Below are 13350 nucleotides of genomic sequence, written 5' to 3' on the forward strand. Positions count from 1 at the left end.
TTTACTCCGCCGGACGCGGCCCGGCATCAAGACCTGAATTTTCAACTGTAAGTACCGGACGAACGACTATATCTTTATGTACACGCATTTGACAAGATAATCGTAAATGATCTTCAATCCCTTTTTCCGTCATTGCATGTTTCTCATTCGCACTTGCTTCACAGAAATCACCTGCTAGTATTTCTACTCTACAAGTTGTGCAACGTGCATTCCCACCACAACGATGGAGAATGTTAACACCGCTATCTTCAATTGCTAATACTAACTTTGTTCCTTCTTTTACATCAAAAGTTCCCGCACCTTCAATTGTTAATTTTGGCAAATTTGTTCCTCCTCACGTAAAATTGTACATAACATATTTATGACCGCGAATTATTGAACATAAACATTATTTTTTTATATCCCCGTAACTTTTTTTAATGTTGAATCGTTTATTAAGTAAGCGCTGAAAAGGAGTGGTTATTTTGTGCACAAAAGTAACTCATGTTTTAAAGGATCATATCGATATGAATCATTCAAATATAAACTTTTTAATTGAACAATATGGAGAGTTAAAAAGATACTGTACTTTTTTAACGAAAAACAAATGGGATGGGGAAGATCTCGCCCAAGAAACAGTGTGTAAAGTGCTTCAAAAATATAGAAATAAAGATATTTGTATGACACTCGTCTATAAAATAGCAAGAAATCGTTGGTTAGATCAGATGAAGTGTAAGTCTGTTCATGAAAAAATAAGAGAACAACTCACTTTTGAAGAACCACATGAGAACATTGCAGATTTGCATGAAATGGTAGGGAAAGTATTGTCTTCATTAAATGTACAGCAATCCGCAATTTTATTATTAAAAGATGTTTTTCAATATAGTATCGCTGATATTGCTAAAGTGTGTTCTGTATCAGAAGGTGCAGTGAAAGCTTCTTTATTTCGGAGTAGAAATAGGCTGAAAACTGTAAGTGAAGAAGGGATTGAGATAGTCGAATTCACAGAGGATATTGAAGTTGTTGTAACATCTATTCGTGAGGAAAGACCGGAATTATTAACGAAGCTTCTTCCGACAATAGATTTTACTAAGTTACCATCTAAACAGCCAGTCTTATTATTTAATGTGAAAAAACCTTCTTCCTACAGTTATATGCTTTACGCAGCATAACAAGTATTGGAGGGATTTAAAATGAATGCAATTCCATATGTAGTAGAACAAACAAAATTAGGAGAACGTTCCTATGATATATATTCAAGGTTATTGAAAGACCGCATTATTATTATCGGCTCAGAAATTAATGATCAAGTAGCGAGTAGTGTCGTAGCGCAATTATTATTTTTAGAAGCAGAAGATGCAGAAAAAGATATATTCTTATACATCAATAGCCCTGGCGGTTCAACGACAGCAGGTTTTGCAATATTAGATACGATGAATTTAATTAAACCAGATGTGCAAACGCTATGCATGGGCTTTGCGGCATCATTCGGTGCATTGTTATTATTATCAGGGGCAAAAGGAAAACGGTTTGCTCTCCCTAACAGTGAAATTATGATTCATCAGCCGCTTGGTGGTGCACAAGGGCAAGCAACAGAAATTGAAATAACTGCGAAAAGAATATTAAAGTTAAAGCATGATATTAATAAAATGATTGCAGAAAAAACGGGGCAACCGATTGAAAGAGTAGCACATGATACAGAAAGAGATTATTTTATGACTGCAGAAGAAGCGAAGGCATATGGGATTGTAGATAACGTTGTTACGAAAAAATAAGTTAAAAACAGGCTAGAGGATATGCTAACCCTCTAGCCTATTTTTATTAATCTTTTATCCATTCATCAACTAGCGCTTGATTCTTCTTAATCCATTTTCGCGCCGCTTCTTCGGGATCTTTCGTTTTATTTAACTCGACCATTAATGTACCAAGCTGTTCATCGTTCATCTTCCATTTGTCAAAGTATTTTATGATATCCGGATGGTCTTTTTCGAAACCTTTACGAACAGAGTAATAAATGTCATCTTTTTCACCATATACTTTCTTAGGGTCTTTTAAATATTTTAAGTCAAATTCTGAAAAGCCCCAATGCGGATTCCAAAGCGTAACAGCGATTGGTTTCTTTTTCGTATATGCTTTCTTTAGTTCACTCATCATCGCAGCTTCAGAGGATTGGACAAGTTTTAGTTTTATATCATATTCTTTCATTGCTTTATTCGTTAAATTCATAAGACTACTACCGGGTTCAATACCGACAATTTTATTCTCTAGTTCATCTTTATGAGCATTTAAATCTTCGATACTGTTTATGTTTTTCATATAAGAAGGGACGACTAAACCTAGTCCAGTACCTTCGTACCATTTTGATTTTAAGACAATATCATCTTTATAACGATCGTTTAGCGGTTTATCTGTAACTGGTAGCCATACTTCTAAATTCGCATCAACATCACCACGAGCGACACCAGTCCAAATTGCGGCTTTTTCTAAATACATGAGCTCAACTTTGTAGCCTTTTTCTTCTAATAAAACTTTCCACATGTTTGCGGTTGCAATATTTTCTTTCCAACTTGTTACACCAAGTTTAATTTTTCCTTTCGAATTTGCATTTGTTGCATTACATGAAGTGAAAATCATAGTAATAAATAATGCAAGGCATATAAACCAAATTTTCTTTCGCATCGAAAACCTCCTAAGTAACGTTTGCCTTATAAAATAAATGTATAAGTAAGCATTCTTATTATGAACGGAAACGAGAATTTTAAAGAAATCTTATGAATGTCATTTTTATGTAATATTTCTTTGTAAAATCGCAACACTATGTGAATAGATGGGTAGAAAAGGAGTAGTGACATGGATAATACAAAGGTGCGTGTTGAAAACGTAACAAAAGTATTCGGGAAACATCCGCAAAGGGCCCTTTCCTTATTAAAAGAAGGAAAAAGTAAATCGGAAATTTTAAAAGAGACAGGAATGAACGTTGGGGTGAAAAAAGCAACGTTTGAAGTTTACTCTGGAGAGATTTTCGTTATTATGGGTTTGTCTGGTAGCGGGAAATCTACGCTAGTTCGTATGTTAAATCAATTGATTAAACCAACTGCAGGTCATATATACATAGATGGTGAAGACATCGCAACGATGGGAAAAGAAGAGTTACGGAGAGTAAGAAGAACGAAAATGAGTATGGTATTTCAGAAATTCGCTCTATTTCCGCATCGTACAGTTATACAAAATGTTGCATATGGTTTAGAAATACAAGGAGTTCCGGTTGAAGAGCGAGAGAAAAAAGCGTTAGAATCGCTACAGTTAGTAGGACTCGATCATCATAAAGATAATTACCCAAGTCAACTTAGTGGTGGTATGCAACAGCGCGTTGGAATCGCAAGGGCACTAACGAATAATCCAGATGTATTACTAATGGACGAGTCATTCAGTGCATTAGATCCACTTATTCGAAAAGAAATGCAAGATGAATTGTTAGAGTTACAAGATAAAATGGAAAAAACGATTATATTTATTACGCATGATTTAGACGAAGCGCTTCGAATTGGAGATCGTATCGCATTAATGAAAGATGGAGAAATCGTCCAAATTGGAACACCAGAAGAAATTATGATGAGCCCCGCTAATGAATTTGTAGAAAAGTTTGTTGCGGATGTGAATTTAGGAAAAGTAATTACGGCGGAGTCTATTTTAAAACGACCAGAAACTTTATTAATTGACCGTGGACCTCGTGTAGCCCTTCAAATTATGAGGAATGCAGGTGTTTCAACTGTATATGTTGTAAACAAAAAGTATGAGTTTTTAGGTATATTAACTGCGGATGATGCGAGTAAAGCAGTACAAAAACAGTGGCCGATTGCTGATTTATTACTTAATGATATTCCGCATGTGTATTTGGATACTTTACTGGAAGAGACATATGCAAAAATGGCAGAGATGAAATATCCGTTACCAGTAATCGATGAGAAGAAAAGGCTAAGAGGAATTATTAAACGTGAAAGTGTCATTCAAGCTCTTGCAGGAAACATTGAGGAAGAGGTGAAAGACGATGAATAGTATACCGCGGATTCCATTAGGGGAATGGGTCGACTCATTTGTTGCAAGTTTATATGAGCACTTTGAAGGCTTATTCCGAGGATTCTCTTATATTATTGGCGGATTTGTTGATTTACTCACTAATTTTTTAACAATAATACCCGCCATATTGATGATTATTATCTTATGTTTCCTCATTTGGTACACAACGAGGAAATTATCTTTAGTCATTTTTACGCTTATTGGATTATTATTTATTTTGAATATTAACTACTGGGCACAAACGATGCAAACATTGGCACTCGTACTTACGTCTGTTATTATTTCAATTATTGTCGGAATTCCAATTGGTATATTAGCATCTCAAAATGAACGTTTCTCAAAATTTTTAAAACCAACATTAGATTTTATGCAAACAATGCCTGCATTCGTATACCTTATTCCAGCGATTACATTTTTCGGAGTAGGTGTAGTACCTGGAATTATTGCATCAGTAATCTTTGCAATGCCACCGACAATTCGTTTTACTGACTTAGGAATTAGACAAGTTCCAGAAGATTTAATTGAAGCAGCGAATGCATTTGGATCCACAGCATCACAAAAACTATTTAAAGTACAATTACCACTTGCAACCGGAACGATTATGGCTGGTGTGAACCAAAGCATTATGCTTTCGTTATCGATGGTTGTAACAGCATCACTTGTAGGAGCTCCAGGACTTGGAGTTGATGTATATCGCTCTGTAACACAAGTTAATATCGGAATGGGATTTGAAGCTGGATTAGCTATCGTAGTAATCGCAATTATATTAGATCGAATTACACAAGGGTTCCATACGAAAAGAAAATAATGAATAAAAAACACACTTTTATAATACAAAGTGTGTTTTTTATTGCATCCAGATCACATACGAACGATAACAGAACCTCCAGCTGGTGCACAAACTTGGTTTTTTTGTTGTTCCATTGATTTAATTAATTGATTATTTTCCTCGATTAATGAGATTAATTTAGTTAATTGATTTTCAAGACTTGCAATACGCTGCATCATATATTGTGAATCATGATGCAATGTATTCCTTGCGGGATGAGGGGAATAAACATACTGTTGATTTATATTTGGATTCCAATGAGGATACATTTGAATCGTTCCTCCTTCAATAAATTACGAAGCTTTCTTATAGTAAATGCCTATGTATAATTAATAGTTACTTGAAAATTTTCCAATATAAAAGGAGTATGTACAGAAAATGGAAAATATTATATGTGAAGTTACAGTACATTTTTTGGAAATATTTAAGAGAGATAGTGCGTATATTAATACATTCAAGTAAATGTATGTTATTTAGGGAGAAATGGTGGGAGGAGATGTGATTTTGGCTAAAAATAAAAAAAGAAATGATGCTTTGGCAATAGGTGTCGGTATAGGGGTTGTAATTGGTGTATTTCAAGGGCACTTTACAAATAATTTAGTAATAGGAATTGTAATTGGGATTATAATTGTGATTGCGTTTTTGAAGAAATAATGAGATGTAAATTCATTTCAAAAATTGTTGTATCAAAAGAATGAAAATTCGGAATACGAAACCTGTTTTTCCTTTTTTTGTGATATTATATATGAAAAGGAAGGTGATGGATATGTCAACAAACAATCAAATAGAACAAAACTGTTTCATTTGCAAAAAACATATAGGAAATATTATAGTTCCAGGTGGAGCTATTTACGAAGATGAACTCGTTTACGTTGGACATGTCCACTGGGATAGTGAAGAAACATACCTGGGTTATGTAATGATAGATATAAAAAGACATGTACCTGGCCTTGCTGAACTAACAGATGAAGAAGCGAAAGCGTTCGGACTTATAACAAGTAGAGTAAGTAAAGCGCTAAAAGAAAGCGAAGGTGCAGAGCATATTTACACTTTTGTTTCAGGAAATGGTGTACCACATATGCATATGCACATTATTCCGCGTTATCCGAATACACCAAAAGAGTTTTGGTCACCAACCGAGATAGCGAAATGGACTGGCGCACCATATGGTGACGAAGAGAAAATAAAAAAACTATGTGAAAGAATACGAAAGTATATGGTAAATGAGTATGCATACAACAAATAATACACAATATTCATGGGTTGGAAATATAGAAATGTGTTTAGGAGAAATTTCAGTTAAACAATATGGTGATATTGTACTTGGTAAATATGGCGGGAATAAAAGTGCTGGAGCGAAAAAGAATGAAGATGGTGCATTAGTTTGGTCAAATGGTGAATGGGAATTTGCAACTATATTAGATGGACATAATAGTGCAGAAAGTGTTGATTTAGTAGTAAATACAATCGAAAAAGAATATGAAAATATAAAAGTAATTTTGAATGAACCAATTAATACAGTGTTTCAATCTGTTGAAAATCATATACTGACAATTTTTCAGGCATCTTCATTTAAGGAAAAGTGCAAAAAAATTAAAGGTGAAACAGCTTGCTTACTATGTGTAAGGAAAGAAAATTATATATGGTGGCTTTCTATCGGTGATTGTTTAGTGTATGTATTTCATGAAGAGTTACATAAGTTAGGACAATATGCATTAAATCAACGTCATTTTTACGAATGGATTGGAAATGTAAACACATTTGATTTACCTGTTCCTTGCTATTCATCAGGTATTCGTGAATTACGTACTGGAAAGAACCGAATTGTAATGGTGACAGATGGAGTATTAGAATGCGGGGAACGCCGATATGAAATACCTGTAAATTTGTATAATGCTATGAACAGAAATGATAAAACACTTAAAGAAAATATTCACAATGTTTTAGAACACTTGCATCATCAGTTGGGACGTGATAGTGCGACAATTATTAGTTGGGACGTAGAAAATAAAAGGAATGCTACGTATCCGAGTGATCAGCCGGAGAAAAGGTAAAGGAGGAAACATCACTGTTTTGGGTTAAAGGAATTTTATTAATAGTATGGATTATATCCTTAGTTGTTGTTGAAAAAGTAGTGAGGAAAAAACTAAATATACCGAAACAAACAGACTGGAATAGTAAATATGTAAACAACTTTCATAAATGGGGCACTAGGGCTCTTATTATTTCTTATATAATTTTTACGATGATATGTGCTACTTTAAATCCCGTTTATATTAGTAATTTACCCATTTTATTTTTAATAACTTTATACTGCTTTCAATCATTTATGGAGTGGAAATTTGATAAAGAATCGAGGGAATATGTCATTTCTTTAGGAACGGTTCCGCTATTAGTAATAACAGGAATTATTCTTAATTTTTTCTTTTATACCTATTGGATTTAATCATATGTGGAATGAATGGGGAGACAAAATGAAAAATCCTAAATTACGTGCTGAAGCAATGATTTTAAATGAAGATCATTCTAAAGTACTTGTACAATGCGATGAAAATGAATCATTTTATCGTTTTCCAGGTGGCTCTATTGAATTTGGTGAAACGTCAAAAGAAGCAATAATTCGAGAGTTAATAGAAGAATACGATTTGAAAGTTAATGTTCAAGAGTTAGTAATTGTAAATGAACACATTTTTGATTGGGACAACGAAAAAGGTCATCATTGTACATTGATACATTGGGGACTGTTGAAAAAATCATTACAAATGAAATAAGGCATAAAGAGCATGAGGATATTATATTAATTTGGAAAAGTCTAGAGGAATTACAGGAGAAGCCGACATATCCTGAAGGCATCATAAGTTATTTAGAAGAGGATAACCGTAATATAGTCCAATTTATTTCAAGTAATTAAATGAAATAACTAATAAACAAGAAACCATTTACTACTAAATGGTTTCTTGTTTATTTAAGCATTTATTTTAGTTAATATAGATGTAATGAAATTAGTTTTATCCTCTGCATACTTATGTTTATCAGTAGGGTTAGCTTGTGAAAGTTGAATCTTTAACTGTTCATACTGCATGCGTGCAGTTTTATTGTCTATTAAGTAATCACGAAATTGTAATTGTTCTATTAAATATGTATTCCCTTGTTCATACATATGAATTTGATGAGTTCTTGGTTCACCTTTATTAAAATAGTATCTTTCGGGTAATACTTCTTTTCTATATTTATAGTTTAGTAGTTCTAACTTTTTAATACAATGTATACCGTCCGTATAATTTTCTAATTCAATTGCTATATCAATAATTGGCTTTGCACTTAAATATGGAATAGAAGTACTACCAATATGGTGTATCGCTAAAATATGTTCGCCAATTTGTTCCTCAATGAGTTGTTTCTCTTTCATAAACTCAATTTCCCATTCTTCAGTCCACGGCACTAAAAACACTTTCCCATACGGTAAACCTAACATTTAATTAGCATCCCTTTCAAAATAGTTTTCAAAAAGTTTATTACATTTTCTTAAAGCTTCTCAAAACAAGGTGTTCCCACAATCTCCAAGGAAGAATCTTCTTCGCAAAGATCATAAATTTCACACCTTTACCAATTGGATATCGTAAATTTGTACGCTTAGATTCAGCAATTTCTACAATTTTATTAGCAACATCTATCGGATTACCGAATGTATCACTACCGCTATTAATATGTTTTTGTATTTTATCCATATACTCTTTGTAAGGAGATGTTGTATCAGATTGGTTTTCAGCTAGTTGTTTCCCAACCTCCCATATGTTTGTGTTATAAGAACCTGGTTCAATTAAAGCAACATCTATTCCGAAAGGTTTTACTTCTAAGCGAAGCGATTCACTCCAGCCTTCTAATGCATATTTTGAAGATACATAAGGAGATAAACCAGGGAATCCAACTTGGCCGCTAATGCTGCTTATATTGATGATTTTTCCAATTCTTTGTTTTCTCATATACGGTAAGACAAGTCGGGTAATTGATATAGCTCCAAATAGGTTCGTTTCAAATTGTTTACGGTATTCCTCTACTGGAATTTCTTCTACAAAGCCGCCATTTGCATATCCTGCATTATTAACAAGTAGGTCTACTTTTTGTATTTCTTTTAAAAATAATTGGAAGTTATGTATAGAGTTTTGATCGGTTACATCTAATTGTTGAATTTTTATTTTTTGTTGTAAGTTGAGTTGAGTAGCTTGAGATAGTAAGTTTACTTGTTTTTCAAGGTTCCGCATTGTAGCAATAACTAAATAATCTTTTTTTGCGAGTTCGAGTGTAGTTAATAGTCCAAATCCACTTGAGGCTCCTGTAATTATTGCGATTTTTTTATTCATTTTCCGCCAGCTTTCTTTTTCTTTTATCATAACGAGTTATGATAAGAAAATCTATTATTCTTACATTCAGTATGAAATCAATTTGTATGTAAAAAAGGGGATTATAGGGAATGAGCGTATATAGAGTAGTGTATATTAATATGATAATGAAATGAGGGAAGAAAAATGGTCCATGTGAAGGATGTATTAGCAGATCAATTGTTGGCGAATGCAAACGATCCCAGTTGGTATATTCCATTTTCAGATGCAGTTAAGGGTTTGTCTGAGAGGGAAGCTTTCTGGAAACCGAATGAAGAGAGTAATAGTATAGCCGAAATCGTACAACATTTACTGTATTGGAACTCTACGTGGCAAACTAGGTATAAAGAATCAAATGTGAATGCAGTACCCGCTATTGGAGATAATAACAAAAGTTTTATGCTTTCAGATAATCAAACTTTCGATGAATTACGGGAAAAACTACTAAAAAAACTGTTACAATGGAAAAATCTTATAAATGAAGAAAAGGTTGAAAGTGATGTAGTAGGATTTCCTGTTTCTGCAAAGTGGTGGGAAGTGTTAGCGAATGTAACAACTCATAATGCATATCATATTGGCCAAATTATTTACATCCGAAAATTACAGCAGAGCTTTGATAATGAATAAAATAATAGTTCTCAAATTAGGTGAACAAAAGTGGACAAAACGAGACAGATGTCTCATTTTGTCCACTTTTTTATTATGAAAGAAAAGAGAAAACCTATTAAATCAAGGATTAGAATTTGGCACGGTACTTGCAATATAACAGACGAACAAGAAAATAGGAGGGCTGGACATGTTAAAAACAACTGAAAGTAAAGGGAATGAAATTACGAAAGAACAAGCTCGTTGGATGTACGAAAAAATGTTAGAGATTCGTAAGTTTGAAGATAAGGTGCATGAATTGTTCGCACAAGGCGTTTTGCCAGGTTTCGTTCATTTATACGCAGGTGAAGAAGCGGTAGCAGTTGGTGTATGTGCCCACTTAACGGATAGTGACAGTATTACAAGTACACATAGAGGTCATGGACATTGTATCGCAAAAGGTTGTGATTTAAATGGTATGATGGCTGAACTTTTCGGGAAAGCGACAGGATTATGTAAAGGTAAAGGCGGTTCCATGCATATTGCGGATTTAGATAAAGGAATGCTTGGTGCTAATGGCATTGTAGGCGGGGGTTTCCCACTTGCTTGCGGTTCAGCATTGACAGCTAAATATAAAGGAACAAAAGATGTAAGTGTTTGTTTCTTCGGTGACGGAGCAAATAATGAAGGAACATTCCATGAAGGGGTTAATTTAGCGGCGATTTGGAAGTTACCAGTTATTTTTATTGCAGAAAATAACGGTTACGGTGAAGCAACTACCTTTGAATATGCTTCAAGTTGTGATTCTATTGCGGATCGTGCAAAAGCTTATAATATTCCAGGCGTTCAAGTAGATGGAAAAGATCTTCTAGCTGTATATAAAGCTGCTGCAGAAGCAGTGGAACGTGCGCGTAATGGTGATGGTCCAACAATTATTGAATGTATGACATATCGTAATTACGGTCATTTTGAAGGTGAAGCGCAAACATATAAAACATCAGAAGAAAAAGAAGAACATTTAAATGAAAAAGATGCGATTGTGAATTTCCGTAAGCATTTAATTCATGAAGGTTTATTAACGGAATCTGAACTTGTTGATATGGAAAAAGCAGTAGATGATGCAGTACAAAGATCCATTGAATTTAGTGAAAATAGTCCATACCCAGACGATGAAGAATTATTAAAAGATGTATACGTTTCTTACAAATAAGAGGAGGGTGAAAAATTATGACTAGAACAGTAAGTATGTCAACTGCAATTAATGAAGCGATGAAAATCTCAATGCGTCGTGATGAAAATGTAATTTTAATAGGTGAAGATGTTGCAGGCGGTGCACAAGTTGATCATCTGCAAGATGATGAAGCTTGGGGTGGTGTTCTTGGTGTTACGAAAGGACTTGTACAAGAGTTTGGCCGAAATCGTATATTGGATACACCAATTTCTGAAGCGGGTTATATGGGAGCTGCGATGGCAGCTGCTGCAACTGGGTTACGTCCGATAGCTGAGTTAATGTTTAATGATTTTATCGGTAGTTGTCTTGACCAAGTATTAAACCAAGGTGCGAAATTCCGTTATATGTTTGGAGGTAAAGCAAAAGTACCCGTTACAGTACGTACGATGCATGGTGCTGGTTTTAGTGCAGCAGCTCAGCATTCACAAAGTTTGTACGCATTATTTACGAGCATACCAGGTATTAAAGTTGTTGTTCCTTCCACGCCGTATGATGCAAAAGGCTTATTATTAGCAGCAATTGAAGATGATGATCCAGTAATCTTCTTTGAAGATAAAACACTTTACAATATGAAAGGTGAAGTGCCGGAAGGGTATTATACAATTCCTTTAGGAAAAGCAGATATTAAACGAGAAGGTTCTGATGTAACAATTGTCGCAATCGGAAAACAAGTTCATACAGCACTTGCAGCTGCAAAGCAATTATCGAAAAAGGGGCTTGAAGTAGAAGTAATTGATCCACGATCTTTATCACCGCTTGATGAAGATACTATTTTATCATCTGTTGAAAAAACAAATCGTCTTATCGTTATTGACGAAGCGAATCCAAGATGTAGTATCGCAACAGATATTGCGGCAATTGTAGCGGATAAAGGTTTTGATTTGTTAGATGCACCTATTAAACGAATTACAGCACCACATACACCTGTTCCGTTCTCACCACCACTTGAAAAGTTGTATTTGCCAACGCCAGAAAAAGTAATTGAAACTGTATCAGAAATGATTGGAGACCAATCTTTATTACATGTGTAATAAAACGATGAGAAGGGAGAGAGACACATGGCTGTAGAAGTTGTAATGCCGAAGTTAGGTATGGCGATGAAAGAAGGTATTATTACGAGCTGGAATATTAAAGCAGGCGATAATGTAGCAAAAGGAGAACTGATTGCTAGTATTAATTCAGAAAAAATTGAAACGGAAATTGAAGCGCCAGCTGATGGTACGGTACTTGATATAGCTGTAAGTGAAGATGAAGGAGTGCCGCCTGGTACTGTAATTTGCTACATCGGTAAACCGAATGAAAAAGTAGAAATGCAGGAAAGCACACATGTTATAGAAGAAAAAACATCTAATATAGAAGTACAAAATATACAAAATCAAGAACCAAATGGGAAAGAAGTATCGAAGCAAAGAATTAAAATTTCACCTGTAGCGAAGAAAATTGCAAAGTCTGAAAATCTGGATATCAAGGCATTAGTTGGTACAGGTCCTGGCGGAAGGATTACAAAGGCAGATGTATTAAAGGCGCTAGAAGAAAGAGTAGCAAATCCAGAAGTACCTGAACAAGAAGAAAGTACAGTCGTTCCTGTTACTGGTATGAGAAAAGCAATTGCGAGTCGTATGCATGCAAGCTTACAAAATAGTGCGCAATTAACATTAACGATGAAAGTAGATGTTACAGATTTAGTTGCATTACATAAAGACATAGCGGAAGTTGTACAAAAACGATACGAAAACAAACTAACCATTACGGATTTCGTTTCTCGTGCTATTGTATTAGCGCTTAGAGAGCATAAAGAAATGAACAGCGCTTATATAGATGATGCAATTCATCAATTTGAACATGTGCATTTAGGCATAGCAGTCGCATTAGAAAAAGGATTAGTCGTTCCAGCTATTCGCTTTGCAAATAATTTATCTTTAGTAGAGTTGTCTAAAGAGATTAAGGATATGGCACAAAAGGCGCGAGCAGGTAGCTTAAGTAGTGATGATATGCACGGAACGACATTTACAATTAGTAATTTAGGTAGCTTTGGTATTGAATATTTCACACCTGTATTAAATACACCTGAGACTGGTATTTTAGGTATTGGCGCAATTGAACATGTTCCTGTATATAAAGGGAAAAAATTAAAAAAAGGTAGTATGTTACCTTTAAGTTTAACATTCGATCATCGTGTACTAGACGGTGCACCAGCAGCTGCATTTTTACGCACAATTAAATATTATTTAGAAGAACCTATAACAATTCTTTTATAAAGAGAAGGTGAG

Annotated in this window: 17 protein-coding genes and 1 pseudogene; 13 read left to right on the top strand and 5 right to left on the bottom strand. The window is 34.4% G+C overall.

All coding sequences use genetic code 11. The annotated features are described in order from the left end of the window. Nucleotide 1: 1 nt before the first annotated feature. On the bottom strand, nucleotides 2-322 hold the full coding sequence (locus HMPREF2590_RS14870) for a 2Fe-2S iron-sulfur cluster-binding protein (RefSeq protein ID WP_001125388.1): 321 nt from the start codon (nucleotides 320-322) through the stop codon (nucleotides 2-4). Between the two features lie 142 nt (nucleotides 323-464). Between HMPREF2590_RS14870 and HMPREF2590_RS14875 the strand changes: the two genes are divergently transcribed. Together HMPREF2590_RS14875 and clpP are read left to right on the top strand one after the other, a co-directional pair. Continuing rightward, nucleotides 465-1151 (top strand): RNA polymerase subunit sigma-70, encoded by a 687-nt coding sequence (locus HMPREF2590_RS14875; protein ID WP_050821890.1) that lies wholly within the window; start codon nucleotides 465-467, stop codon nucleotides 1149-1151. Nucleotides 1152-1172: 21 nt separating this feature from the next. Continuing rightward, the gene (clpP, locus tag HMPREF2590_RS14880; protein ID WP_000991611.1) at nucleotides 1173-1754 is read left to right on the top strand and encodes an ATP-dependent Clp endopeptidase proteolytic subunit ClpP; all 582 of its coding nucleotides are present in this window, start codon (nucleotides 1173-1175) and stop codon (nucleotides 1752-1754) included. A 46-nt stretch (nucleotides 1755-1800) separates the two neighbouring features. Here clpP and HMPREF2590_RS14885 read toward each other — a convergent pair whose 3' ends face one another. Continuing rightward, nucleotides 1801-2658, bottom strand: a complete 858-nt coding sequence (locus tag HMPREF2590_RS14885; RefSeq protein ID WP_001227619.1) for a glycine betaine ABC transporter substrate-binding protein — start codon at nucleotides 2656-2658, stop codon at nucleotides 1801-1803. 171 nt (nucleotides 2659-2829) lie between these two features. Between HMPREF2590_RS14885 and HMPREF2590_RS14890 the strand changes: the two genes are divergently transcribed. Both HMPREF2590_RS14890 and HMPREF2590_RS14895 read left to right on the top strand, forming a co-directional pair. Next, on the top strand, nucleotides 2830-4035 hold the full coding sequence (locus HMPREF2590_RS14890; protein ID WP_000370606.1) for a quaternary amine ABC transporter ATP-binding protein: 1206 nt from the start codon (nucleotides 2830-2832) through the stop codon (nucleotides 4033-4035). Continuing rightward, complete coding sequence (locus HMPREF2590_RS14895; protein WP_001084760.1) at nucleotides 4028-4864, top strand: ABC transporter permease; 837 nt, start codon at nucleotides 4028-4030, stop codon at nucleotides 4862-4864. The genes HMPREF2590_RS14890 and HMPREF2590_RS14895 overlap by 8 nt, the downstream gene beginning before the upstream one ends. Before the next feature lie 53 nt (nucleotides 4865-4917). Here HMPREF2590_RS14895 and HMPREF2590_RS29980 read toward each other — a convergent pair whose 3' ends face one another. Then, nucleotides 4918-5154: a hypothetical protein gene (locus HMPREF2590_RS29980; protein WP_000283222.1), complete on the bottom strand. Its 237-nt coding sequence runs from the start codon at nucleotides 5152-5154 to the stop codon at nucleotides 4918-4920. A gap of 217 nt (nucleotides 5155-5371) precedes the next feature. On the opposite strand from HMPREF2590_RS29980, the gene HMPREF2590_RS14905 reads away from it, so the two are divergent. The 5 genes and pseudogenes from HMPREF2590_RS14905 (at nucleotide 5372) to HMPREF2590_RS14925 (ending at nucleotide 7796) form a co-directional block, all read left to right on the top strand. Beyond that, on the top strand, nucleotides 5372-5539 hold the full coding sequence (locus HMPREF2590_RS14905; RefSeq protein WP_002196584.1) for a glycine zipper domain-containing protein: 168 nt from the start codon (nucleotides 5372-5374) through the stop codon (nucleotides 5537-5539). Between the two features lie 91 nt (nucleotides 5540-5630). Beyond that, nucleotides 5631-6131 (top strand): HIT family protein, encoded by a 501-nt coding sequence (locus HMPREF2590_RS14910; protein ID WP_002005170.1) that lies wholly within the window; start codon nucleotides 5631-5633, stop codon nucleotides 6129-6131. Continuing rightward, nucleotides 6115-6939, top strand: coding sequence for a PP2C family serine/threonine-protein phosphatase (locus HMPREF2590_RS14915; RefSeq protein WP_065845371.1), 825 nt, complete (start codon nucleotides 6115-6117; stop codon nucleotides 6937-6939). Before HMPREF2590_RS14910 ends, HMPREF2590_RS14915 begins: the two co-directional genes overlap by 17 nt. Nucleotides 6940-6992: 53 nt before the next feature. Next, nucleotides 6993-7331: a DUF4181 domain-containing protein gene (locus tag HMPREF2590_RS14920; protein WP_074625254.1), complete on the top strand. Its 339-nt coding sequence runs from the start codon at nucleotides 6993-6995 to the stop codon at nucleotides 7329-7331. Nucleotides 7332-7359: 28 nt separating this feature from the next. Then, nucleotides 7360-7796, top strand: a pseudogene (locus HMPREF2590_RS14925) (NUDIX domain-containing protein). Between the two features lie 54 nt (nucleotides 7797-7850). Here the strand turns inward: HMPREF2590_RS14925 and HMPREF2590_RS14930 are convergent. Both HMPREF2590_RS14930 and HMPREF2590_RS14935 read right to left on the bottom strand, forming a co-directional pair. Beyond that, nucleotides 7851-8360 (bottom strand): GrpB family protein, encoded by a 510-nt coding sequence (locus HMPREF2590_RS14930; RefSeq protein ID WP_000901213.1) that lies wholly within the window; start codon nucleotides 8358-8360, stop codon nucleotides 7851-7853. Between the two features lie 40 nt (nucleotides 8361-8400). Beyond that, complete coding sequence (locus HMPREF2590_RS14935; RefSeq protein WP_001034802.1) at nucleotides 8401-9246, bottom strand: oxidoreductase; 846 nt, start codon at nucleotides 9244-9246, stop codon at nucleotides 8401-8403. A gap of 165 nt (nucleotides 9247-9411) precedes the next feature. Here HMPREF2590_RS14935 and HMPREF2590_RS14940 point away from each other — a divergent pair, with 165 nt between their 5' ends. The 4 genes from HMPREF2590_RS14940 to HMPREF2590_RS14955 all read left to right on the top strand — a co-directional run bounded on the left by HMPREF2590_RS14940 (nucleotide 9412) and on the right by HMPREF2590_RS14955 (nucleotide 13338). Then, nucleotides 9412-9891, top strand: a complete 480-nt coding sequence (locus HMPREF2590_RS14940; protein WP_000233785.1) for a DinB family protein — start codon at nucleotides 9412-9414, stop codon at nucleotides 9889-9891. 169 nt (nucleotides 9892-10060) lie between these two features. Next, nucleotides 10061-11059, top strand: coding sequence for an acetoin:2,6-dichlorophenolindophenol oxidoreductase subunit alpha (gene acoA, locus HMPREF2590_RS14945; protein ID WP_000921275.1), 999 nt, complete (start codon nucleotides 10061-10063; stop codon nucleotides 11057-11059). A 17-nt stretch (nucleotides 11060-11076) separates the two neighbouring features. Continuing rightward, nucleotides 11077-12111: an acetoin:2,6-dichlorophenolindophenol oxidoreductase subunit beta gene (gene acoB / locus HMPREF2590_RS14950; protein WP_000198898.1), complete on the top strand. Its 1035-nt coding sequence runs from the start codon at nucleotides 11077-11079 to the stop codon at nucleotides 12109-12111. Nucleotides 12112-12138: 27 nt separating this feature from the next. Continuing rightward, nucleotides 12139-13338, top strand: coding sequence for a dihydrolipoamide acetyltransferase family protein (locus tag HMPREF2590_RS14955; protein WP_000257762.1), 1200 nt, complete (start codon nucleotides 12139-12141; stop codon nucleotides 13336-13338). Nucleotides 13339-13350: the final 12 nt, after the last annotated feature.

Origin of the sequence: Bacillus sp. HMSC036E02, assembly GCF_001836235.1 — a bacterium.
GTDB lineage: Bacteria > Bacillota > Bacilli > Bacillales > Bacillaceae_G > Bacillus_A > Bacillus_A cereus.